The organism is Pseudomonas mediterranea CFBP 5447 (assembly GCF_000774145.1).
In the GTDB taxonomy this organism is placed as follows: Bacteria; Pseudomonadota; Gammaproteobacteria; order Pseudomonadales; family Pseudomonadaceae; genus Aquipseudomonas; species Aquipseudomonas mediterranea.
This window is the reverse complement of sequence record NZ_KN322983.1, coordinates 662065-685394: the sequence shown is the minus strand read 5'-3', so window position 1 is coordinate 685394 and position 23330 is coordinate 662065. Positions and strand designations below refer to the sequence as shown.

At 61.7% G+C, this 23330-nt stretch carries 26 protein-coding genes; 14 read left to right on the top strand and 12 right to left on the bottom strand.

All coding sequences use genetic code 11. The features are described 5' to 3' along the window. Positions 1-48: 48 nt before the first annotated feature. Positions 49-936 (bottom strand): MerR family transcriptional regulator, encoded by an 888-nt coding sequence (locus N005_RS08670; RefSeq protein ID WP_047700802.1) that lies wholly within the window; start codon positions 934-936, stop codon positions 49-51. 146 nt (positions 937-1082) lie between these two features. Between N005_RS08670 and N005_RS08665 the strand changes: the two genes are divergently transcribed. The 7 genes from N005_RS08665 to N005_RS08635 all read left to right on the top strand — a co-directional run bounded on the left by N005_RS08665 (position 1083) and on the right by N005_RS08635 (position 6590). Beyond that, positions 1083-1529, top strand: coding sequence for a PAS domain S-box protein (locus N005_RS08665; protein WP_047700801.1), 447 nt, complete (start codon positions 1083-1085; stop codon positions 1527-1529). A 104-nt stretch (positions 1530-1633) separates the two neighbouring features. Further along, complete coding sequence (locus tag N005_RS08660) at positions 1634-2056, top strand: nuclear transport factor 2 family protein (protein WP_047700800.1); 423 nt, start codon at positions 1634-1636, stop codon at positions 2054-2056. Beyond that, complete coding sequence (locus tag N005_RS08655; protein WP_047700799.1) at positions 2053-2805, top strand: SDR family NAD(P)-dependent oxidoreductase; 753 nt, start codon at positions 2053-2055, stop codon at positions 2803-2805. The genes N005_RS08660 and N005_RS08655 overlap by 4 nt, the downstream gene beginning before the upstream one ends. Before the next feature lie 6 nt (positions 2806-2811). Then, positions 2812-4059, top strand: coding sequence for an NAD(P)/FAD-dependent oxidoreductase (locus tag N005_RS08650; protein WP_047700798.1), 1248 nt, complete (start codon positions 2812-2814; stop codon positions 4057-4059). After that, positions 4056-4865 carry a DUF1365 domain-containing protein gene (locus N005_RS08645; protein ID WP_047700797.1) on the top strand — a complete coding sequence of 270 codons (810 nt, stop codon included), beginning with the start codon at positions 4056-4058 and terminating at the stop codon, positions 4863-4865. The genes N005_RS08650 and N005_RS08645 overlap by 4 nt, the downstream gene beginning before the upstream one ends. Next, the gene (locus tag N005_RS08640; protein WP_047700796.1) at positions 4840-6102 is read left to right on the top strand and encodes an SAM-dependent methyltransferase; all 1263 of its coding nucleotides are present in this window, start codon (positions 4840-4842) and stop codon (positions 6100-6102) included. The genes N005_RS08645 and N005_RS08640 overlap by 26 nt, the downstream gene beginning before the upstream one ends. After that, positions 6102-6590, top strand: a complete 489-nt coding sequence (locus N005_RS08635) for a DUF2878 domain-containing protein (protein WP_047700795.1) — start codon at positions 6102-6104, stop codon at positions 6588-6590. Before N005_RS08640 ends, N005_RS08635 begins: the two co-directional genes overlap by 1 nt. A gap of 18 nt (positions 6591-6608) precedes the next feature. Here the strand turns inward: N005_RS08635 and N005_RS08630 are convergent, their stop codons facing one another. From N005_RS08630 to N005_RS08620, 3 genes are read right to left on the bottom strand one after another with little or no spacing between them, the layout of a single operon-like run. After that, positions 6609-6914 (bottom strand): DUF6482 family protein, encoded by a 306-nt coding sequence (locus N005_RS08630; protein ID WP_047700794.1) that lies wholly within the window; start codon positions 6912-6914, stop codon positions 6609-6611. After that, positions 6911-7447, bottom strand: coding sequence for a DUF3833 domain-containing protein (locus N005_RS08625; RefSeq protein ID WP_047700793.1), 537 nt, complete (start codon positions 7445-7447; stop codon positions 6911-6913). The genes N005_RS08630 and N005_RS08625 overlap by 4 nt, the downstream gene beginning before the upstream one ends. Before the next feature lie 2 nt (positions 7448-7449). Then, positions 7450-7989, bottom strand: a complete 540-nt coding sequence (locus tag N005_RS08620; RefSeq protein ID WP_047700792.1) for a chalcone isomerase family protein — start codon at positions 7987-7989, stop codon at positions 7450-7452. A gap of 107 nt (positions 7990-8096) precedes the next feature. Between N005_RS08620 and N005_RS08615 the strand changes: the two genes are divergently transcribed. Beyond that, complete coding sequence (locus tag N005_RS08615) at positions 8097-8588, top strand: DUF1543 domain-containing protein (RefSeq protein ID WP_047700791.1); 492 nt, start codon at positions 8097-8099, stop codon at positions 8586-8588. A gap of 425 nt (positions 8589-9013) precedes the next feature. On the opposite strand, the gene N005_RS08610 is transcribed toward N005_RS08615, so the two are convergent. Continuing rightward, positions 9014-10225, bottom strand: a complete 1212-nt coding sequence (locus N005_RS08610) for an MFS transporter (protein WP_047700790.1) — start codon at positions 10223-10225, stop codon at positions 9014-9016. Positions 10226-10320: 95 nt separating this feature from the next. Here N005_RS08610 and N005_RS08605 point away from each other — a divergent pair, with 95 nt between their 5' ends. After that, entirely contained in the window at positions 10321-11142 is an 822-nt protein-coding gene (locus N005_RS08605) for an AraC family transcriptional regulator (RefSeq protein WP_047700789.1), read from the top strand. 149 nt (positions 11143-11291) lie between these two features. Here N005_RS08605 and N005_RS28110 read toward each other — a convergent pair whose 3' ends face one another. Continuing rightward, the gene (locus N005_RS28110; protein WP_081993236.1) at positions 11292-11456 is read right to left on the bottom strand and encodes a DUF2986 domain-containing protein; all 165 of its coding nucleotides are present in this window, start codon (positions 11454-11456) and stop codon (positions 11292-11294) included. A gap of 81 nt (positions 11457-11537) precedes the next feature. Here N005_RS28110 and N005_RS08600 point away from each other — a divergent pair, with 81 nt between their 5' ends. Then, entirely contained in the window at positions 11538-12338 is an 801-nt protein-coding gene (locus N005_RS08600; protein WP_047700788.1) for a hypothetical protein, read from the top strand. Between the two features lie 62 nt (positions 12339-12400). Here the strand turns inward: N005_RS08600 and N005_RS08595 are convergent, their stop codons facing one another. Next, positions 12401-13150 carry a substrate-binding periplasmic protein gene (locus tag N005_RS08595; RefSeq protein ID WP_047700787.1) on the bottom strand — a complete coding sequence of 250 codons (750 nt, stop codon included), beginning with the start codon at positions 13148-13150 and terminating at the stop codon, positions 12401-12403. Positions 13151-13430: 280 nt separating this feature from the next. On the opposite strand from N005_RS08595, the gene N005_RS08590 reads away from it, so the two are divergent. Continuing rightward, entirely contained in the window at positions 13431-14387 is a 957-nt protein-coding gene (locus N005_RS08590) for an alpha/beta fold hydrolase (protein WP_047700786.1), read from the top strand. A 136-nt stretch (positions 14388-14523) separates the two neighbouring features. Here N005_RS08590 and N005_RS08585 read toward each other — a convergent pair whose 3' ends face one another. From N005_RS08585 to gabT, 3 genes are all read right to left on the bottom strand, one after another. After that, entirely contained in the window at positions 14524-15012 is a 489-nt protein-coding gene (locus tag N005_RS08585) for an Lrp/AsnC family transcriptional regulator (protein ID WP_003203167.1), read from the bottom strand. 44 nt (positions 15013-15056) lie between these two features. Next, positions 15057-15713: an HAD family hydrolase gene (locus tag N005_RS08580; protein WP_047700785.1), complete on the bottom strand. Its 657-nt coding sequence runs from the start codon at positions 15711-15713 to the stop codon at positions 15057-15059. Between the two features lie 90 nt (positions 15714-15803). Beyond that, positions 15804-17096 (bottom strand): 4-aminobutyrate--2-oxoglutarate transaminase, encoded by a 1293-nt coding sequence (gene gabT / locus N005_RS08575; RefSeq protein WP_047700784.1) that lies wholly within the window; start codon positions 17094-17096, stop codon positions 15804-15806. Between the two features lie 194 nt (positions 17097-17290). On the opposite strand from gabT, the gene N005_RS08570 reads away from it, so the two are divergent. From N005_RS08570 to N005_RS08560, 3 genes are all read left to right on the top strand, one after another. Beyond that, positions 17291-18217 carry a 2-hydroxyacid dehydrogenase gene (locus tag N005_RS08570; RefSeq protein WP_047700783.1) on the top strand — a complete coding sequence of 309 codons (927 nt, stop codon included), beginning with the start codon at positions 17291-17293 and terminating at the stop codon, positions 18215-18217. Between the two features lie 495 nt (positions 18218-18712). Further along, the gene (locus N005_RS08565) at positions 18713-19570 is read left to right on the top strand and encodes a GNAT family N-acetyltransferase (protein WP_047700782.1); all 858 of its coding nucleotides are present in this window, start codon (positions 18713-18715) and stop codon (positions 19568-19570) included. A 33-nt stretch (positions 19571-19603) separates the two neighbouring features. After that, positions 19604-20311, top strand: a complete 708-nt coding sequence (locus tag N005_RS08560; protein WP_047700781.1) for a cupin domain-containing protein — start codon at positions 19604-19606, stop codon at positions 20309-20311. Positions 20312-20557: 246 nt separating this feature from the next. Here the strand turns inward: N005_RS08560 and N005_RS08555 are convergent, their stop codons facing one another. Continuing rightward, positions 20558-21637 carry a tartrate dehydrogenase gene (locus N005_RS08555; RefSeq protein WP_047700780.1) on the bottom strand — a complete coding sequence of 360 codons (1080 nt, stop codon included), beginning with the start codon at positions 21635-21637 and terminating at the stop codon, positions 20558-20560. A 41-nt stretch (positions 21638-21678) separates the two neighbouring features. Beyond that, positions 21679-23136 (bottom strand): NAD-dependent succinate-semialdehyde dehydrogenase, encoded by a 1458-nt coding sequence (locus tag N005_RS08550; protein ID WP_047700779.1) that lies wholly within the window; start codon positions 23134-23136, stop codon positions 21679-21681. Between the last annotated feature and the right edge of the window lie 194 nt (positions 23137-23330).

Below are 23330 nucleotides of genomic sequence, written 5' to 3'. Positions count from 1 at the left end.
CATCACTTGAATGGCCTAATGTTTGTCCGCAGAGTCGTGAAACGCTCTTCACAGGTCCAGGTTGCCCCTGATCAAGGCATTGAGCAGGCCCTCGACATCGGCGTCCTGTTCGTTCAGCAGGCACAGCGGAATACCTTGCAAAGCGGCTTGCGAGCGGCCCAGCCCCGCACCCGACAGGGCCAATGGACAAGCGATATCCATCTGCAACGAACGGAGTCGCTTGGCCAGGATGGGGTTCACCGGTGCCTGCAGCGCAATCACCAGCGCTGCCGGCTGGATGGCCGCGCACACGAGCGGAAGCTCTTCCAATGGCTGCCCGCAGCCGAGCACTTCGACGCGCTGTTGCTGGCCGCCCAGCAGCACGCCGGCGCACAGCAACTGCAGTTCGGCGTGCCCTTCGGTGCCTGCCAGCAGCACGCGCGGCGCATCCGCCTGGTCCACCTGAAGGCGCAACAGCAGCCGGCCGCGCAGGAAGGTATCGAGGAACAGCCATTGGCTGCACTCACCTGGCGCACTGCCTGAAGCCAGGTCATTCCAGACCGGCATCAATACCTTGCGCAACACGACAGCCTTGGGCAACAGCATGAATAGCTGGCGATAGAGCGTTTCCAGCGCCTGGGCATCGAAGGTTCTGGTGGCGTCCATGACGGCCGCCCGCCAATCGTCGAGCTCGCTGTCCTGGGGCGGGAGCGCCTCACGCTGGCCTTCGAGCATTTCGCCAACCTTGCTGATGGACAAGCCAGCGGCCGTCCAGCGCAAGATATCGCGTATGCGCTGCACATCATCGGCCGTGTACAAGCGATGGCCACCCTCGGTGCGCTGGGGGCGGATCAGCCCATGGCGCCGCTCCCAGGCACGCAGTGTCACCGGATTGATGCCGGTCAGGCTGACCACGTCGCGCATGGGCAGCAAATCGGGTGAAGTGGCTTCAGTCATCGAGGGATTTATCCGAAAGGTGGCACATTCTAAACCCATACAGTCTTTCTGCGGCGAGCATCCGTAGGTCATCATGTGGCAAACCGCGCCGGCGCTTCGCACAGGTGCGCTACGCAGACTGCTGCATACTTTCGTGGGTGGGCCAAATGATCGACGCAAAACTGCTGCAATTGATGGTCGAGAACTCCAACGATGGCATTGTCGTCGCCGAGCAGGAGGGCGATGACAGCATCCTCATCTACACCAACCCCGCCTTCGAGCGCCTTACCGGCTATAGCGCCGACGACATCCTCTATCAGGACTGTCGCTTTCTGCAGCGCCAGGATCATGAGCAGGCGGGCATCGCCGCCATCCGCGAGGCGATCAGCCAAGGCCGGCCCTGCCGCCAGGTCCTGCGCAACTACCGCAAGGACGGCAGCCTGTTCTGGAACGAATTGTCCATCACGCCCGTGCACAACGAGGCGGACCAATTGACGTACTACATCGGCATCCAACGCGACGTCACCGCGCAGATTGCCGCCGAGGAACAGGTTCGCGCGCTGGAAACAGAAGTTGCGCAACTGCGCCAGCAACTCACCGAGGCCAATCGCTGAACAAAAAAACTGTACAATATGATTGACTTGTACAGATTTAACCGTACGCTTCAGACATACCTGTACAACATTTCTTTTTTGTACAGGATTCTCTGGAGCGCCGCATGTCAGCTTATCTACAGCAATTCGCCGAGGATTTTGCCACCCTCAGGGGGGACAATCTTGATGCACTGGAAAAGCTGTACAACAAAGACATCATCTTTCGCGATCCCTTGCATCAAATTCAGGGCCTGACGCACCTGCGGGCCTACTTCACCGAGCTGTACACCAACGCCGACGCTATCCGCTATGCCTTCACCCACGCCGACGAAGTCCGTCCTGGGGAGGGTTACCTGCGTTGGACCTTGCAATTCCGCCATCCACGCCTGGCTCGCGGCCAGCCGATTACTTTGCAAGGCTGCAGTCATTTGCAGTGGCGCGACCGGGTTCATTTTCACCAGGATTATTTCGACGCAGGCGCCCTGCTCTATGAACATGTTCCAGTCATGGGCGGCGCCATCCGTTGGCTCAAGGGCAGGTTGGCATGAGCCGCTGCTGGTTGACCGGTGCCAGCAGTGGTATCGGTGCCGAGCTCGCGCAGAGCCTGCTGGAGCAAGGTCACCAAGTGGCCTTGGGCGGTCGTCGCGCGGATAGCCTGGCGCCCCTGGCAGAACGTTTTCCCGGCCAGGTGCTGTTGGCCATTGGTGATCTCGACGACCCGGAGCAGGCCGCCGCGATCGCAGCCCAGATCCAGCGGGACTGGGGAGCACTGGACATGGCGATCCTCAATGCAGGTACCTGCGAATACCTGGAGCCGGGACATTTCGACCCAGCGGTGGTCGAGCGAGTGGTCCGCACCAATCTTATGGGGGTCAGCCATTGCCTGGCCGTCGCTCTGCCCTTGCTGCGCGCCGGCCAGCGTCCTCACCTGGTAGTGATGGGCAGTTCGGTGACCTGGCTGGCGTTGCCCCGCGCCGGTGCCTATGGCGCGTCCAAGGCGGCCGTGCGCTATCTGGTGGAATCGCAACGTATCGACCTGGCCCGCGAAGGCATCGACGTCACCCTGGTCAGCCCTGGCTTCGTCGATACGCCACTGACCCGCCGCAATGACTTCCCCATGCCGCAACTGTGGTCGGCGCAGCGAGCCGCCCGGCATATCGCCAGGCGTCTGCCCCGGCGCCCGCTGGAAATCAATTTCCCCGGCATTTTTACCCTGGCGTTGCGCCTGCTCGGGGCCATGCCCGCGCGTGTGCGCCTGGTACTGGGCCAGCGCCTGGCCCGTCATGAACAGGATTGATGATCGATGCGCATAGCAATCATTGGCAGCGGCATCGCGGGTCTGACCTGCGCCTACCTGCTTTCCCGCAAACACGAGGTGACGGTTTTCGAGGCCGACGAATGGATCGGCGGCCATACGCATACCGTCGATGTGGACTGGCGTGGCGAACAGCATGCCATCGACACCGGCTTCATTGTCTTCAACGACTGGACCTATCCGAACTTCATCCGCTTGCTCGATCAGCTCAAGGTCGCCTCGCGGCCGACCGAGATGAGTTTCTCCGTGCATGACCCGCAAACCGGCCTGGAATACAACGGTCACGACCTGAACACACTGTTCGCCCAGCGCCGCAACCTGGTGTCGCCGGGATTCTGGGGGATGCTGCGCGACATCCTGCGCTTCAACCGCCAGGCACTCGCCGACCTGGACGACCGGCGTATCGACGCCAGCACTACCCTTGGCAGTTACCTTCGGGCGCAGGGCTACGGCCATCGCTTCATCGAACACTACATCGTGCCGATGGGGTCGGCGATCTGGTCAATGTCGCCTGCGGACATGCTCGATTTTCCGCTGCAGTTTTTCGTGCGTTTCTGTCGCAACCATGGGTTGCTGTCGGTGAATCGGCGTCCGCAATGGCGGGTCATCGAAGGCGGCTCGCGCAGCTATGTCGCGCCGTTGTGCAAGCCGTTCGCTGAACGTATTCGCCTGAACTGCAAGGTTCGCCGAGTCAGCCGCGACGAAGGCGGTGTAACACTTGTCAGCGCCGCCGGCCCGGAACGCTTCGACACGGTGGTGTTCGCCTGCCACAGCAACCAGGCCCTGGCGCTGCTGGAGGCGCCCAGCCCGCAAGAGCGCGCCGTACTGGGCGCCATCCGCTACGCCGACAATGACGTCGTGTTGCACACCGACAGCCGCCTGCTGCCGCGTTGTCGGAGGGCCTGGGCCAGCTGGAACTATCGCCTTGGCGGCAGCAGGAAGGCCCCGGCTGCGGTGACCTACAACATGAACATCCTGCAAGGTATTCAGGCTGCGGAGACCTTCTGCGTGAGTCTCAACCAGACGGCGCTGGTGGACCCGACGAAGATCATCGCCCGCTTCCAGTACGCTCATCCGCAGTACAGCCTCGCCGCATCTACCGCGCAAGCGGACCAGGCGCAACTGCAGGGCCAGCAATTGAGCTACTACTGTGGCGCCTACTGGGGCAACGGCTTTCACGAGGACGGGGTGGTCAGCGCGCTGAAGGTAGCTGAGCATTTCGGAGAGACATTGTGAACAGCAGCCTTTGCCTGGGCTGGATCAGTCACCGTCGCTTGTCGCCGCGACGCCACGCCTTCCGCTACCGGATCGGCCTGTTCTACCTGGATCTGGACGAGCAAACCTGGCTACTCGGCCTGTCGCGCTGGCTAGGGCGCTGGCGCCTGGCACCTTTGGGCTGGCGCGAGACCGACTACCTACCCGCGCGGACCCGCCAAGGCGAGCCATTGGCCCAGGCCGCCCGCTTGCTGGTCGGACAGGCCACGGGGCAAACGCCCGACGGCCCGGTCCGGCTGCTCACGCAACTGCGTTGCTGGGGCCTGTCGTTCAACCCGGTGAGTTTCTACTTCTGCCATGACCATGACGGGCACCTGGCGGCGATCCTGCTTGAGGTGCGCAACACGCCGTGGCGTGAACGTTTCCATTACGTGCTGCCGGTGCGAGACAACCTCGCCAAGCCGTTCGCCGTGGCCAAAGCCTTCCATGTGTCGCCGTTCATGCCGCTGGACATGGCCTATCACCTGCGATTCGTCCTGGACGAACAACACATGCACATCCACATGGAGAACTGGCAAGGCGCCGACAAGGTTTTCGAGGCCGACCTCGCCTTGCGCCGCCAGCCGCTGGATCGAAAGGCGCTGCATCGATACATCCTGGCTTTCCCATGGATGAGCCTGCGCACAGTCTCGGCCATTTACTGGCAAGCCCTGCGCCTGCTGTTCAAGCGCACCCCCATCCATGACCACACGACCTGCCAGGGCGACCTGGCGCTCGGCCAACCTTGCGAGAACCCCGACCATGTCCAATTCCATCCTGAGCGTTAACAAGTCCACGGGCCTGGCGCCCTTGCTTGGCGGGCTGGCGCGCACCGCCGTGCTCGCTCAATTGGGCAAGCTGCGCCGCGGCCATTTGCGATTGCTCAGTCACGGGCGCCAGTGGAGCTTCGGTGATGCCGCCAGCCCGTTGCAGGCCGAAGTGGAAATCCTCGATGACAGCACCTGGAGCATGATCGCAGGCAATGGCTCGATCGGCGCGGGCGAGGCTTATATCCACGGTTTCTGGCGCAGCCCGGACCTGGCCCTGGTGACCCGCTTGTTCGTCGCCAACCTCGAGGTACTTGATGCTCTTGAAGGTGGCTTGGCACGCTTGGGTCGCCCGGCTTTGCGGCTGCTGCACTGGTTGAACCGCAACAGCCGGCGCGGTTCCCGACGCAATATCCTGGCCCACTACGACTTGGGCAATGCGTTGTTCGAGCGGCTACTGGACCCAACCATGATGTACTCCGCCGCCCAGTTCGAGCAGCCTGGACAAACGCTGGAGCAAGCCCAGTTACACAAGCTGGGAAGCATCTGCCAGAAACTTGAACTGCACCCCGGCGATCATCTGCTGGAGATCGGTTGCGGCTGGGGCAGCCTGGCGATCCATGCGGCCACCCGGCACGGCTGTCGGGTTACCACCACAACGCTTTCCGAAGCGCAGTACGCTCATACCTTGCAACGTGTCCACGCCTTGGGGCTGGAGCAGCGCGTGACGGTGCTGCGCGAGGACTACCGCGACCTCAAGGGCACATTCGATAAGCTTGTCTCGATCGAAATGATCGAAGCGGTCGGCCACCGTTACCTGCCAGCGTACTTTCGCCAGTGTGCGGCACTGCTCAAACCCGACGGCCTCATGCTGTTGCAGGCGATCACCATACGCGACCAGCGCTATGCCCAGGCGCGGCGCTCGGTGGACTTCATCCAACGCTACATTTTCCCCGGTGGCGCCCTGCCCTCGCTGAGCGTAATGCTGGACACCGCCAGCCGTCATACCGAGCTCAACCTCGTGCACCTGGAAGATTTCGGCCTGGACTACGCCCGAACCCTGGAGCATTGGCGGGACAACTTGCGCCAGGCGCGCACAGAATTGATGACGCAGGGCTATGACGATACGTTCCAGCGTTTATGGGAGTTCTACCTGTGTTACTGCCAGGGCGGTTTCCAGGAGCGTGCCATCGGTGTGGCGCAACTGCTTTGGGCCGCGCCCCAGGCGCGGCGTGCGGCCTTGCCCGGGCAGGCTTGATGCCCAAGCGTTGGCAGGTCGCCAATGCACTTTGGTTGCAGATCGGCTGGTGGATCTGCGTCCTTGGGGCCCAACACCCCTGGCTATTACTGCTGGTGCCCATCGGCTTGGCCTTGCACCTGTGTCTGTGCCGGGATTTCAATGCCGAGGTAAAAGCCCTGCTGCGCACCGCGCTGGCCGGTTGCGTGCTGGATGGCCTGTTGGGCGCATTTGACGTGTTTCGATTCGATAGCTGGCCACTGCCCCTGTGGCTGGCATTCTTGTGGCTGGTCCTGGCCAGCGGCTTGCGCCACAGTCTGGCCTGGGCCGGCCGGCCCTTTTGGCGCGGGGCGTTGCTGGGCGCCATTGGCGGTCCGCTCGCCTACGTAGGCGGTGCCAGGATGGCATATGTAGACTTGCCGCTGGGCGCTATGGAAACGGGCTTGCTGCTGAGCGTGGTCTGGGCGTTGGCTTTCCCCCTGCTCGTGCGTATCGCGGCGTGGCACTGAGCCACGGCGTCTTCCACCCTACCACTGGCTCGCCAGGGCCAACGGCAAGCGCAACGGCGCGATGGGGCCGTCACGCTGCCCGCACATTTCATCATGCACCACGTGCTGCACCAGCGTGCAGGGCACTGGTGGCAGGTCTATCAGCAACTGGCGCAACTCGGTGGATGAACGCAATCGAACAGTCTGTCCTTGCGCATTGCTCAAGGTGACCGGACCGGTAGAGGTAATGGCCCGCAGGATATAGAAGCCGCCTTCCAGCGATAGAAGTTCAAGCGCTTCGACTTCCCCGGCCGTGACTCGCTCGGTGAGATTACTCAAATTCATGGCGTACCCTCCGGCAGGCGACGGAAGAACAAAGTGATCTGGCCGATCTCCACCCCCAGTTTGCTCATGCTCGAACGGTTGATCAGGGTGTCTTCATCCATCAGGTACATCCAGTCGTCCAGGTCCACCTCCCAATGCCGCTCTTCGACAGGCAAGTCCAGCCGATAACGCCAACGCAATGCGTTACCGGCCACTTCACCCCGGGCCTCGCCGATCACGTCCCCTGCTGTCCCGCGCCAGGCACCCGGGCCGTCCGGCAAAATCGTCCAGGTACGCTGTTGTCGCGTGCCGTCGCTGTAGAGGAAATGTTCGTCGAGGATCAGCCGCTCCCCGTCCCGGCGACTGTCGATGCGAACGTGGAAGCGCTTGACCACCTCCCCGGATCGCTTCTGGAACATCCCCCAGGCCTGCACCGGTCGCGAGAAGAACACCGCCAGGTCCAAATGCGGTTGTTCCCTGGCGTAGCGGTCGACATCGACATTGCCACAGCTGCCAAGAAACAGGCAGGCAGCCACTAAAAGCGCTTTGTACATGTTCAGGTCCCTCGATCGTTATCAGCCAGGCCGAGCAGGCGCTGGCGCAATTGTGGCTCCCGGGCCCGCGGGTCCAGCCAGATGGCGAAGAACGCCCGGGCAAACAGCGGATCGGCAATTTCATGGCTGAGCTTGCCTTCCACGTAGAAACGGCAGCCCTTGCCCGGCAGATACAAGCCGGTGATGCGCATGCCAGGGCGCACATCCACGAATGCGGCCTCCATCGCCTGGGCCCAGTCCGCAAGTGATTGAGGCGTCACGTTGCCGGTACCAAGCCGCCGCATTTCCTGGAGGCTGGCCTGCACCAGCGTCTCCCGGGACATCGATCGGTGGTAAAGCAGCTCCAGGGCGAAGGGTTGGTTCCAGTCCTGAAACGGGCCGACGGTCCACAAACGGGCGGTGTACAGGCGCAAGCCGAACCAGCTGAACTCCCCCTCACCCAGCCGTTGCGCGGTTGGCAGCGTTGTTCGCCAGTCAGCGGCGACTGGGGACATCATCGTCAGCATCAGGCAGAGACAGGCCCAACGAACAGGATGCGCCATGAGAAACCTGTAGAATGATAAATATCTGTACAAGATTAGTTTCTTGTACAGATAAATTCAAAAAATGTATAGATTTATGCGCTGCACATTCCCTCAAAGGAGTTTTCATGCTGTACATAGTCATGCTCGGCGGCCGGCATCCTCGCGCCAGCATCGAAGTACACGACGTGGTGTTCGCGCAGGCGGACTCACTGGAAAATGCGTACCCTCAATTGCGCCAGAGTTGGTTCGGCAGCCAAAAGGGTTTGCACATAGACGCCTGGTGGGAAGTTGACGGCATCGATACCTACCGGGTCGAACTCAGCCCGATGGCCCCGGCCCCCGATGAGCCAAGGCTGTTTTTCATCAACCTCGGCGGCTACGAGCGCGACGTGTTCGGCGAGGCACACCGCTACCTGCTGGTAGTGGCTCGGGACAAGGCCCAGGCCAGACAACTGGGCAAGCGACGCATGCCGGCGGATTGGCTCAAATCACACACCGACGCCGTGCTTGAGGTGGATGACTGCCTGCCGGTTGACTGGGTGAACGGCCATTACGTCCACCTGGTCACAGGCGCCCACAAGGGCCTTCTCCAATGCAGTGATTACATCCAGATCTGAGGCCCCAGAGCGACGATGAGGTCGACGTCCACTGGTGGTGTATCGGAGAGCCTGTCTGATGGCCAGAAAAAACGCGTAGGGAATGATTGTCCTGTTTTCTCTGAGGATGGCGGCGCCTTCAGCATCTCAATGCCAGGCACACCGCTATCGCGAGCAGGCTCGCTCCCACAGGGGATTTGCGTGGTACACGCCATCTGCATACAGCGCCGGACCTGTGGGAGCTGGGCTTGCCCTGATACCAGTCAGTTAAGCCATAGACCTGTGGGAGCAAAGCTTGCTCGCGATAGCAACAGACCAGTCAACGTTGTTGCTGACTGAACTACCGCAATCGCGAGCAAGCTCGGCACCCACGGGATTTGCAGCGGACGCAGATCCTGTGGCACCTCAGGAAATGTGGAACACCGGCCAATAAAGCCGCCCCGCCTTTAAACGCCTTTGGTCGACGGCAGCAAAATGGTCAGCACACCCAGCAACGGCAGGTAGGAACACAGCGTGTAGACGTACTCGATGCCGTGGATGTCCGCGAGATACCCCAGCAACGCCGCGCCAATGCCGCCGAAGCCAAACATCAGGCCGAAGAATACGCCGGCAATCATGCCGACATTGCCCGGCACCAGCTCCTGGGCAAAGACGACGATGGCGGAGAACGCCGAGGCGAGGATGAAGCCGATGATCATGCTCAGCACGCCGGTCCAGAACAGGTCCACATAAGGCAGCGCCAGGGTGAAAGGTGCCGCACCCAGGATCGAGAACCAGATGACTTTCTTGCGGCCGATCTTGTCGCCGATGGGGCCACCGAAGAACGTCCCGGCGGCCACCGCTCCCAGGAACAGGAACAGGTACAACTGGGAGCTGGTCACCGACAGATGGAATTTCTCGATCAGGTAGAACGTGAAGTAGCTGGTGAAACTCGCCATGTAGAAGTATTTGGAGAACACCAGCAATGCCAGGACCACCAGTGCGGCGGTCACCCGCGCCTTGGACAGGCCATGGGTTGCCTTGCCGCCCTGTTTCAGCTTGAACAGGTTGAGGTGGTTACGGTACCAACGACTCAAGCCGTACTGCACGAAAATGGCGAATACGGCAAACAGGCCGAACCAGGCAACATGGCCTTGACCGTACGGAATCACGATGGCCGCGGCCAGCAACGGGCCGAAGGCGCTGCCCGCATTGCCGCCAACCTGGAAGGTCGATTGCGCCAGGCCATAGCGACCGCCTGAAGCGAGCCGGGCCACACGCGAGGTTTCCGGGTGGAAGGTCGACGAGCCGATGCCCACCAACGCGGAGGCCAGGAGGATCGCGCCAAAGCTGCCGACGAACGCCAGCATCATGATGCCGATGAGGGTGCAGACCATGCCGGCAGGCAGCAGCCAGGGCTTGGGGTGACGGTCGGTGTGATAACCCACCCAGGGTTGCAACAGGGAGGCGGTCAGTTGAAAGGTGAGCGTGATCAGTCCCACCTGGGCAAAACTCAGCCCATAGTTGGCCTTCAGCATCGGATAGATGGAAGGCAGTACGGCCTGAATGAGGTCATTGATCAAATGCGCGAGCGCGCAGGCGCCAATGATCCGCATGACAAGCGGGCTCGTTTGGTTGACGACTGAGGCAGTGGTCGAGACTGTGGCGGTGGTGGACATGACAAAAGCTTCCAGGCGAAAGGTCTGAAAAAAAACCTGGGCAGAAGATGACAGCACTTTCTGACAGGCTGGTCGTCATCCTAGAATCCATGTAAATGTCTGTCTCACTGGACAAGGGAATCAACCGTCGCAAAAAGGACATCATGATCAAACCCTTGAATGAAGCGTTGCTCGAGATCGACGAAGGCGCCTGGACCATGATCGGGCGGGCAACCGATTACCCTGCGGACTGGTTCATCCCACCGCACGCCCATGAAAAGCACCAGCTGATCTACGCCGTCGAAGGCGTGATGGTTGTGCACACGGCGTCAAGCCAGTGGACCGTCCCGTCGAATCGGGGGCTGTGGATGCCATGCGGGCAGCGACATTCCGTACGGTGCGTGGGCCACGTCAAAATGCGCAGCGTATTCGTCCGGCCTGACGCAGTGGCAGACCTTCCGACCGAAACGAAGGCCGTCAGCATTTCCGCCCTGTTGAGAGAACTGATCAAGGTCGCCGTGCACCTTCCGCTTCCGCACACCCCGAACACCCGCGCAGCCAGGGTAATGGAGTTGATTCTCGATGAGCTCGCCCTGCTCCCCACCTTGCCGCTGCACCTTCCGCAACCCACGGACCCGCGGATCAAGAAGATCTGCGTCACGCTGCAAGGCGATCCTGCCGATGGCTCGACACTGTCGGATTGGAGCGACCGCCTCGGCCTTGATGGAAAGACGATCCAGCGGCTGTTTCGCAAGGAAACCGGGATTACCTTCGGGCAGTGGAGGCAGCAGGTGCGCCTGCTGCAAGCGGTGGAGCGAATGGCGGTGGGAGAAAAGATCATCGATGTTGCGCTAGCGCTGGGGTACGACAGCCCGAGCGCGTTCACGAACATGTTCAGGAAGCAGTTTGGCAAGACGCCGAGCAAGTTCTTTATATGAAGGGAGCGTTTCCAGAAGCACCGGCGGTGGCTGGCTGGCCGCTATCGCGAGCAGGCTCGCTCCCACATTTTCCCGGGCGGTCACAAGATCCTGTGGGAGCGAGCCTGCTCGCGATGACGGCAGCACATTCAACATCCCGGCGACTGACACTACTCGGTTTCAGGGGGAGTGACTGAGTCTTCACTGGACTCAGCAGCCAGTTTCAATCGATCCGCTTTACTGATGTACTTGGGCTTGTTCTTCGGCGCCAACTTGGCACTCGCCTTTTTGGCGTGGGCCTTTAGTAGCTGCTTGATTTTTTTCTGACGATTCATACGCTTCTGCTCAAATCCTGGCTTCCAGGATAATGACAGACCTCAACCCGTGAACGCCACAACCCCTATGATCGGACCCACATGAACCCAATCGACGCCCTGCCGTTCCAACGCATCGTCGCCGCCCATGGCGCCCTCGACGGTGCGGTGTATTTCGACGCTGAAGAAGATCTCGTCCAGGAGATATTTCCCGATCGCATCGTTTTCCAGACCAACTACCTGGACTACCGCAGCTACGAAGTCGATCTCGTCGACGGCGCGATACGTGTCCTCAAGACACGACTGGACAACTACCAGCGCGGCGATAAGGCAAGGGTGATCGAAGATGATATGGATGAGGAAGACTGGGAGGAACTGGGCAATCTATGGCAGCGCCTGAGCAGGGACCTGGACACCCAAGGGTCGGGGCCACAGCTCGATCAGGTCGATACCTTGGCCGATCTGTTCGACTGCCTGTTCGACGAGGACCAGGCACAGGCGCTCATCCAGGGCATTGCGCCGCCCACGGCACAGTGGGATTGGGCGTGGACTCAGCTCGAAGCAGCACTTGCCCAGGCCAATCAACTGGCCGGGTTCGAATGGAAAGAGTGGTCGTCCCATGGGGTCTGCGCCGTCAATAGCCTTGCCCCGCTACGGCAATTGAACATCGAGATCGCTACGCCCGACCGTAAAGCCATCGATACCGTCAACGGCGCCGACGATTGGGAACGGGCGCTGCTCCAGTATTTCAACGCACAGCTGGATCCCCACGATCTGAAACTGCTGGCCATCGGCACTCATTTCGATGAGCACCAGACCTTTGCCTGCCTGCCCATGAACGGCTTGGGCCTGGCCAATGCGTTGGAAATCATGGGCAGGCTGGGTATCGTCTATAAGTTCTGAGCCTCGAGTCGACGACATGAAAATCTGTGATCGATGCAGGAGCCTTCTTTCGGGTTAACCGGTCACTGCGCCGGGGGCTGCTCGTAACGATGCTGGATACGCTTCAACTCGCCAGATTGACGTAGCTGCTCCAAGGCTCTGGCCCATGCCGCGACCCGTTCATCCTCGCTGTCGGGACTGAAAGCGATGTACAGCGATGAGCGGTACAACTCGATGGGTATCTTGCGTAGGGTGCCGGGGGCGATGTTCAACTGGCGGCTGTAATACGCCACCCCCGCATCGGTGTCCCCCACAATGATATTGGTGCGCCCCGCCAATAGCATGCGGTAGAGCAACTTGCTCTCGGTGGCACTTTTGTCGAGGTTCTTGAAGCCCAACGATTGCAGTTTCTCCGGCACCAGCCCGGCGTGCCGCGTGGTGATCTGCGGGGCGCCCAGCAATTGTTCCAGGGAGTTCACCGGCGGCGTACGCGCCAGTTGATAAGGATAGATGGCTTCCTCCACGATCGGTCCGACCCACTTGTACAACGGCTCACGCTCCGGCGTGCGGAACAGCGAGTACATGATCGTCTTGGGCCGGTTCTTCAATATCTGGGTGGCGCGCATACTGGGCTGCAACAGCACCTCGAACTCATCCCCGGTCAGCGCCATGATGGCCCGGACGATTTCCGTGGTCATGCCGGTGAGCTGACGGTTCTCCTGATAGTTGTAAGGGGCCCACTCCTCGGTGACCACCTGATATTCCCCGGCGCTGACCACACCCGTGCCGAGCAATAGACAGAGCAACGCCGTGGCGGGGGTCAAAGACTTCACATGTTCTCCTGAAGGACCGTTGGCTTTCCATGGGCGGGCTGACCGCAGGGACAAGGTAAGCATAGACCCCAAACACTGCTGTGCGGGATGAGCAGACGATTCATCTTCACCACCTCATCGTGAACAAGCTTCCATAATCAAAGCCTTGCAAGTATCTGTTATTCCTATAGTCGCTATCGATACCAGCGCCGTTCTCGTCATTGCCCTCTCTCTCTAATCTGCCCACCAACGCGAACGACAACGATCGCGACAATCACCCAGTCCTTATGGAGAGAGCCCAATGAACACCTTCAACCGCACCCTGGCCATCGCTACCTTGGCACTCGCGAGCGTCGGCGCGCAAGCCGCGCCGGCTCAGACCAGCGCCACTGCCACCGCCTCTGCCGTCGGCAGCGTTATCCAGTCCGCCAGCTACATCACCACCAAGGACGGCGTGCAGCTGTACTACAAGGATTGGGGCCCGCGCGACGGTCAGGTCGTCACCTTCAGCCACGGCTGGCCGCTGGACTCCGACAGCTGGGAAGCGCAGATGATGTTCCTCGCATCGAAAGGTTATCGGGTTGTCGCCCATGACCGTCGCGGCCATGGACGCTCCAGCCAGCCGTGGGAAGGCAACGACATGGATCATTATGCCGACGACCTGGCGGCGGTCATTGAAGCGCTGGACCTGAAGGATGTGACCCTGGTGGGCTTCTCGACCGGGGGCGGTGAAGTGGCTCGCTATATCGGTCGCCACGGGACTGCCCGAGTCAAGAAAGCGGTGCTGGTGTCCTCTGTTCCGCCACTGATGCTCAAGACCGACACCAACCCCGGCGGCCTGCCGCTGGCGGTATTCGACGGCCTGCGCAAGGCGTCCCTGGAAAACCGCTCGCAGCTTTATCTGGACATCGCCTCCGGCCCCTTCTACGGCTACAACCGCAAGGGCGCCAAGCCGTCCCAGGGCCTGATTCAATCGTTCTGGGCCCAGGGTATGCAGGGCGGCGCCAAGAACACCTATGACTCGATCGCCGCGTTCTCGGCCACCGACTTCCGCGACGATCTGAAGAAGTTCGACGTGCCGACGCTGGTGATCCATGGCGACGCCGACCAGATCGTGCCGATAGATGCGTCCGGCAAGGCTTCGGCGGCGTTGATCAAGGGCGCCCGACTGATCGTCTACCCTGGTGCACCGCACGGCTTGACCGAGACCCACAAGGATCGTTTGAACCAGGATCTGTTGACCTTCCTCAAGGAATAAAGCCAGCACATCCACCACAACCTTGCGGGAGCGAGCCTGCTCGCGATGACGGTGTATCAGATGCATGGATGCTGACTGATATTCCGCCATCGCGAGCAGGCTCGCTCCCACAGGGGTTCCTGGTTAGATAAGCAGATCAGTGCCGCAGCAACTTGCGCAGCGGGATCTCGTCCTTGCGTACCGGCGACTTGATCACGATGTAGCTGAAGTACTTGGAGATGCCGATGTTCTTGTCCAGCAGGCTTTCCATCACGTCCTGGTAATCCTGGATGCTGCGGGTCATGAAGCGCACCAGATAGTCGTATCCGCCGCTGATCAAATGACACTCCAGCACTTCGTCCACCAGGCGGATGTTGGATTCGAATTTGGCGAAGTCTTCGCGCTTGTGGTCGCTCAGGGTGACTTCGGTGAAGACCGTCACCGAGTCGGTGATCTTGGCCAGGTTCAGGTGGGCCTTGTAGCTGGAGATGTACCCCAACGACTCCAGACGCTTGACCCGTTGCAGGCACGGGCTCGCGGACAGCCCCACGGCATCGGCCAGGCTGACGTTGGTCATGCGGCCGTCTTTTTGCAGCTCGACCAAAATGCTGATGTCAATACGGTCCAGTTTCGCTAAACCTTCCATCGCATACCCCTTGCGTGCCGTTTGTAGGCCATCTTCTAACAAAATCAGTGACGTAGCGACAACTGGTGCTGCGCCACCAGGTCCGCCATGCTGCTGATGCAGTAGTCCGCCGCGCACGGCTGGAGCGGCAACTCGGGGTTGCGGCAGATCAGGCACACAGCCCCGGCCCGGCGTGAATGGGCACCCGGACGGGTTATCTGGAGAATAGCCGCGGCATCGAGACCGTTGGCCGCCAGCCAGTCGGGATCCTGCAGAGGGTCGCTCGCCAGGGAAACGAAATCCTCCGGCTCGATGCCCAAGCGCTCGCACAACACGCCCCGGTCCTCGACATCACGGTCGCCCAGCACCAGCAGGCGATAGAATTTGCGCAGGTAGAGCATCGCACCCGGTGCATCCTCGAACAGCGTCCAACTGGCCGCCGAGCGAGCGAAGCTCATGCCCTCCTCCCAACTGACCTTGAGCTTCCAGCGCTCGGCCAACTGACGGTGGGCGAAGCACAGCAGGCCACTGAAGCCCAGCTCGCCAAAGCGCGGATAGAGGGCCCGCAGCGCCTCGTCGAACTCGGTCAGTACCTGGGTTTTGTCCGGCGGGTCGCCATGGTTCTCCAGCAACGGCTGCAAGGCCGCCCAGATGCCCGAGTCCCGATCCACCAGGACCTCGTCGCAGTCGATCAACAACGCTCGATATTCAGTCAGCCTCATGGCTAAAAGCCTCCGATGAGTCCCTAATGCAGGTCATCCAACGCGTTGGAATGAGTATGGCGAGAGAGCCTGCTCCCCCGCCACAGGCGTTCAATTCAAGACTCGCGCCAACGCCCCTTCGAGAATCTGCAACGCTTCATCGATTTGCGCTTCGCTGGTCACCAGGGGGGCCAGAAAGCGCATTACGTTGCGGTAGACGCCGCACTTGATGACCAGCAGGCCACCCACACGGGCTTCGTCGATCAGGCGTTGGTTCAGATCGGCATCCGGGGTGCGCGCTTCGTCATTCTTGATCAGCTCCATGGCCAGCATGAAACCGCTGCCGCGCACATCGCCGATCTGCGGGTAGCGGGCTTGCAGGCGCAACAGCCCCTGACGCAGGCGCTCGCCCAAGGCTTCGCCGCGCGCCAACAGATGCTCCTGCTCATAGGCTTCGATCACCGCCAACGCCGCCGCGCACGATAGCGCGTTGCCGCCATAGGTGCCGCCCAGGCCGCCAGGCAGTGGTGCATCCATGATCTCGGCCCTGCCGACTACGCCCGACAATGGCAAGCCACCGGCCAGACTCTTGGCGACGGTGACCAGGTCCGGCTGGATACCGGCATGTTGGAAACCGAACCACTTGCCGGTGCGCCCGAAACCGGTCTGGATCTCATCGAGGATCAATACGATGCCATGTTTTTCGGTCAACGCACGCAGGCCCTGAAGGAACTCTACCGGCGCCGACAGGAACCCCCCATCGCCCTGCACCGGCTCGATGATGAGCGCCGCGACACGCTCAGGCGCCACTTGGGTGGCGAGCAGTTCGTCCAGGGCCTGGAGCGCCATCTCGCTGGTGACGCCCCGATAGGCATTCGGATAAGGCGTATGGAAGACCTCCGGCGCGAATGGTCCGAAGTTCTGTTTGTAGGGCTGGCTCATTCCGGTCAGTGTGGTGCCGAGCAATGTCCGGCCGTGGAACCCGCCACGAAAGGCGATCACCGCCGAACGGTTGGTGTGGGCGCGGGCGATCTTCACGGCGTTTTCCACCGCCTCGGCGCCGGAGGTGAAGAAGGCCGCTTTATAGGCGTGCTGGCCGCCGATCATCTGGCACAGGCGCTGGGCGAGGTCCAGGTACGGCTTATAGGCCACGACCTGGAAACAGGCATGGGAAATCTTTTGAAGTTGCGCCTGCACCGCCGCCACCACCTTGGGGTGATTGTGGCCGATGTTCAGCACACCGATGCCACCGACGAAATCCAGATAGCGCTTGCCGTCGACATCCCACAATTCCGAGCCCAGGGCCCGATCGATCACCAAAGGATGCGCGGTCACCAGGCCACGGGGGACGAATTGATCACGCTGACGGAGCAGATTTGGAGTTTCTTCGACTTTACTGTTCATGGCATTTCCCATAGTGAGCCAGGCAACCCGAAGCGGCTGCGATGTGTTCACAGGTTAAGCGTTCGACACAATCGTCTAAGCCGAACTTGCCCGCTGAGAAATCCGGATCGACTGTTTACACCCCGGCAAACAGCAGAATCCTCTCGCCCCATTGATGCATGCTGGAGGCTCCTTATTTCCTGGCGAGAAGACCCATGGCCCTGCTCTACAAAGCTGACCCGGTACGCGGCGAACAGTGGAAGCGCCTGTTCGCCGAACATGCTCCGGATATCGAATGGCGCGCCTGGCCGGACATCGGCGACCCACGGGATATTCGTTACCTGGCGGCCTGGCAGGCACCGGACGAGATCGAAACGGTGCTGCCTAATCTCGAGGTGCTGTTCGCGCTATCGGCCGGGGTGGATCAGCTCGATCTGGAGCGCCTGCCGACGACGCTGCCGGTGGTGCGCCTGCTCGACCCCGGCATCAGCCAGGGCATGTGCGAGTACGCCACGTTCGCCGTGCTCGGCTTGCATCGGGACATGCTGCGCTATCGGCAACAACAGGCCGAACGCTGCTGGCAGGCACACCGACTGGTTCCCGCCGGGCAGCGCCGGGTCGGGGTCCTGGGCTTGGGCCTACAGGCCCGGAACATACTCGCCGCCCTGCAGCCATTCGGCTTTGCCCTGTCGGGCTGGGCCCGCAGTGAACACCAGATCGCCGGGGTGGCGTGCTTTGCCGGTGCCGAACAACTGCCGGCCTTCCTGGGCCAGTGCGACATCCTGTTGTGTGTCCTGCCGCTGACCGACCAGACCCGGGGGATTCTCAACCGCGACGTGTTCCGACAACTGCCCAAAGGTGCGGCTCTGGTCAACATGGGGCGCGGCGGGCACCTGGTCGAAGCGGATCTGTTGGAGGCCCTCGCCGATGGCCAACTCAGCGCGGCGGTGCTCGATGTAATGGAACAGGAACCAGCCGTCCCGGAGCATCCGTTCTGGCACCACCCGCAGATCCTGCTGACCCCGCATATCGCGGCGATGACCCAACCTGAAAGTGCGTTTGGCGTCCTGCTGGAGAATATCCGTCGGCATCAACGGGGCGAATCGATGCTCGGCCAGGTGGATCGGGAACGGGCCTACTGACCTGCTTGCGATGGCGGCGGCACGGGCACCATCACTGCCAACTGACCCACCGCTATCGCGAGCAGGCTCGCTCCCACANATCGATGCTCGGCCAGGTGGATCGGGAACGGGCCTACTGACCTGCTCGCGATGACGGCGGCACAGCCAACATTACCGCCAACTGAACCACCGCTTTCGCGGGCAAGCCCGCTCCCACAGGGGATTTGGGAGTGGGCACCATTTCTGTGAACACCCCGGAAAAATGTGGGAGCGAGCCTGCTCGCTCCCACAGGGATCTGAGGTGAACACGATTTCGGTGTTCGTCCGGCAAAAACGCTCCGATATTTACTGCTGGCCCGACACTGGATTTGAGCAAAAAATGTGGCCGGCCAAGCCGTCGTCAACGGAACCTGCCGAATCGATTCCAGGCTCTTGTCAGGCCCGTTTGCAGGTGAGATACAAGGGCTCTGAGCGGACAAATCCGTCCGATTACACGCCTTCCAATGGGGATCTGCCATGTCCATTTCGCAACGCCCTGCTTATCTCTATCGACCCATGACCGCGGCGGATGTCCCCAACGCCCATACATTGTCCGTGAAGCTGAAATGGCCCCATCGCCCGGAAGACTGGGCGATGCTGGAGCGTGTCGCCCAGGGCTTTGTCGCGGAAGACCAGGGCCGCCTGATCGGCACCGCGTTCACCTGCCCGCAAGGCAGCCATGCCAGCATCGGCCTGGTCATCGTCGATGACGAATATCAGGGCCAGGGCATCGGCCGCCGACTGATGGAACTGGCCCTGGAGGCGTGCGGGACGCGGACGCCCATGCTCAATGCGACGCTGGCCGGGGCGCCGTTGTACGCCAGCCAGGGCTTCGTCGATTTCGGGCATATCCAACAACATCAAGGGCAAGCAATTTCGCTTGCACCGCAGCCGCTGTCCCCTGGCGAACGCTGCCGCCCGCTGACCGAAACCGATCAGACCAAAGTGATCGAACTGGCCAATGCCGGAAGCGGCCTGGATCGAACTATCGTGCTGAACGACCTGTTCGATGTCATCGAGCATGCCGTAGGCACTGAGCGGGACGGCCATCTATGCGGCTTCGCCCTGCTGCGCCCGTTCGGGCGTGGGCGCAGCATCGGTCCGGTCGTTGCGCAAACCCTGGAGCAGGCGCAGCACATGATCGCGGTGCTGCTGGCCCGGGTACCGGAGGCTTTCGTACGCATCGACATTCCTTCCAACAGCGGCCTGGCGGCCTTTCTGGAAGAAGCCGGGCTCAAGAAAGTCGACACCGTCGCCCAAATGGCCCTCGGCACACCTCCCCAGGCCACCGGCGCGGCGCAGCAGTTCGCCCTGGTGACCCAGGCCATTGGCTAACACCTTTATACATTTCCCTGGAGCGTCACCCTCATGCACAAACCTACTGCAATGCTGTTGGCCCGCGCCGACGGCCGTCCTGTCGCCACGACTTTCATCCTGACCTCGTTGAGCGCCAACGATCCACTCGACCGACTGATCGCCTACGCCGGGGAGGACGGCATGGCGGCCGGTGTGGTCGAGGTGAGCGGCCAGACCCGTGTCGATCACTACCCCTTCAGCGAAATGATCGTGGTCCACGCCGGGGCCGTCACCCTGCGCAGTCAGGAGCAGACGCTCCAGCTCAAACCCGGTGAAAGCGCGGTGATTGCCCGCGGTACAGCGGTGGAGATCGACGCACAACCCGATTCGCGCTGGGCCTTCTGCGCCGATACCCAAGCCATCGAAGCCAGCAACCCCGGCCTCACGGCATTGCCTGCCCTCGCCCTGCTCTCGCCTTCTGCCGCACCCGATGACGAGATCCTGCTCAGCCCGGCGCCGCAGTGCCGCTCGTACAATCTGTTCGTCGAGCAAGCCACCGACCTGCGCATCGGTGTCTGGGATTCGACCCCCTACACCCGCCGGGCGCGACCTCACAAGCTGCATGAACTGATGCACCTGATCGAAGGCAGCGTCACCCTGCAGACGGCGGACGGCAGCGACCTGATCGTCAACACCGGCGACACCGTCTTCGTTCCCCTCAACGCGCCCTGCGCCTGGAAGAGCAGCGCCTATGTGCGCAAGTTCTATGTCGTCAGGTAGTTTCGATTGAGGCAGTACCGCCGTCATCGCGAGCAGGCTCGCTCCCACGGGGGATCTGAGGTGGACACAATTTCTGTGACCACCCGGAACCACTGTGGGAGCGAGCCTGCTCGCGATGGCGGCGGCACAACTACCATCATCTCCAACTGACCCACCGCTTTCGCGAGCAAGCTCGCTCCCACAAAGACACCCACGCAAAAAAAGCCCGCAGTGTGAGCGGGCAAAAGGTGTTGCGTGACTGTGGGTTCAAAGCGCTGCAGCGATCGCCCCGCCGACGTCCTGGGTCGAGCCCTGCCCGCCCAGGTCCGGTGTGACAGGCCCTTCGGCAATCACCCGTTCGATGGCCTTGAGAATCCCGTCATGGGCCGCCCGGTAACGCTCATTGCCATTCCCCAGGAAATCGAGCATCAAGGCGCCCGACCAGATCATCGCAATCGGGTTGGCGATGTTCTGCCCATAGATATCAGGGGCCGAGCCGTGCACCGGCTCGAACAACGATGGGAAGCGCCGCTCGGGATCGAGGTTCGCCGAGGGGGCGATACCGATGGTGCCGGCACAGGCAGGCCCCAGGTCGGAAAGGATGTCGCCGAACAGGTTCGACGCCACCACCACGTCAAACCGGTCAGGCTGCAAGACGAAACGCGCACACAGGATATCGATGTGCTGCTTGTCCCACTTCACCTCGGGATACTGCTCGCCCATCAACGCCGTGCGCTCGTCCCAGTACGGCATGCTGATGGAAATCCCGTTGGATTTGGTCGCCGACGTCAGGCGCTTGCGTGGCCGGGTCTGGGCCAGGTCGAAGGCGAACTTGAGAATCCGGTCGACGCCGCGCCGGGTAAACACCGACTCCTGGAGCACGAATTCATGCTCGGTGCCTTCGAACATCTTGCCGCCGACAGAGGAATATTCGCCCTCGGTGTTTTCACGGATGACGACGAAATCGATGTCCCCCGCCTCGCGCCCGGCCAACGGGCATGGCACGCCGGGGAACAGGCGCACCGGGCGGATGTTCACGTATTGGTCGAAGTCGCGACGGAACTTGAGCAACGAGCCCCACAGGGAAATATGATCCGGCACCTTGTCCGGCCAACCCACGGCGCCGAAGTAGATCGCGTCGAAGCCCTTGAGCTGTTCGAACCAGTCGCCGGGCATCATCTGCCCATGTTCGAGGTAGTAGTCGCAGTGGGCCCAGTCGAGCACTTCGATGCTCAAATCCAACTGCCACTTCTTCGCCGCCTGTTCCAGTACCCGCAGCCCTTCCGGCAAGACTTCCTTGCCGATGCCATCGCCGGCAATGGCGGCGATCTTGAATGGTTTACTCATCAATCCTAGTCCCCTGCTGTCTGTTCAAAACGATGACCGACTCACAATCCGCCGATGTGGAAGGCCTTGACCTCGAGGTATTCGTCCAGGCCGTACTTGCTGCCCTCACGGCCCAGGCCCGACTGCTTGATGCCGCCGAAGGGCGCGACCTCCATGGAGATAATCCCGGTGTTGAGGCCGACCATGCCGAACTCCAGCGCCTCGCCGAAACGCCAGGAACGACGCAGGTCCTGGGTGAAGAAATATGCGCCCAGGCCATACGGCGTGGCATTGGCCATGGCCAGGGCCTCTTCCTCGGTGGTGAAGCGCATCAGCGGCGCCACCGGACCGAAGGTTTCTTCGTTGGCCAGCAACATGCCAGCATGGGCTTCGCCAAGCACAGTGGGCTGCACGAACTGGCTGTCACCCTCGGGGACGCCGCCACAAAGCAGGCGAGCGCCCTGGCTCAATGCATCGTCGATATGCCGGGCGACCTTGCTGACCGCCGCCGGGTTGATCAGCGGGCCGATCATCACATCCGCTTCCAGGCCATTGCCGATCTTGAGCTTGCCCACCTCTTGCACCAGGCGTTCGGCGAAACGCTCGTAGATGCCGTCCTGCACCAGGATGCGGTTGGCGCAGACGCAGGTCTGCCCGGCATTGCGAAACTTGCTGAGCATGATGCCGGTCACGGCCTGCTCCAGGTCCGCGTCATCGAACACGATGAAGGGCGCATTGCCGCCCAGTTCCAGGCTCAAGCGCTTGATGTGCTCGGCGCTCTGGCGCATCAGCAGCCGACCGACCGCCGTGGACCCGGTAAAGGAGATCTTGCGCACCGTCGGGTTGCCGGTCAGCTCTTCGCCGATGCTGGCGGGCATGCCAGTGACGACGTTGAACACGCCGGCCGGAATCCCGACCCGCTCGGCCAGCACCGCCAGGGCCAGGGCCGACAGCGGCGTGAGGTCCGAGGGTTTGACAATGACCGGACAACCCGCCGCCAGGGCCGGGGCGCACTTGCGGGTGATCATTGCGTTGGGAAAATTCCACGGAGTGATGGCCGCGCAGACACCCACCGGTTGCTTGAGGGTGAGCAGGCGACGATCGCCGCTGGGGGCCGGGATGGTTTCGCCATAGACCCGGCGGGCCTCTTCGGCAAACCATTTGGCGAAACCGGCGCCGTAGCGGATTTCGCCCTTGGCCTCGTTCAGCGGCTTGCCCTGTTCACAGGTCATGATCAACGCGAGATCGTCGAGATTATCGACCATGGCCTGGTACCAGCGCTCCAACAGCGTTGCACGCTCCGCCGCCGGACGCGCGCGCCAGGCCGGCCAGGCACGCTCGGCAGCCTCGATGGCTCGGCGGGTTTCCACACCCTGCAGGGCCGGTACGCGGGCGAGCAGCTCGCCACTGGCGGGGTTGATGACGTCAAGGGTGGCGGCACCGTCGGCAGCGCTCCATTGACCGTCGATATAGGCGAGCTCTGCCAACAAGCTAGGGTCTTTCAATAGATTCTTGAGCATGGTGGTGTCCTGTTCCGAGGTATTTCCAGTCTAGGGAGAGCCCGCGGCGCAGGATGCTGAAAGCGGGGTTTGGGCAGTGTGGGATGCTGAAGTTGCGGGGTGGGACGGCAGCCTATACCGGGATATGAAAATCACCATCAATCCCTTGTGGGAGCGAGCCTGCTCGCGATAGCGGTGGGTCAGTCGACGACGAT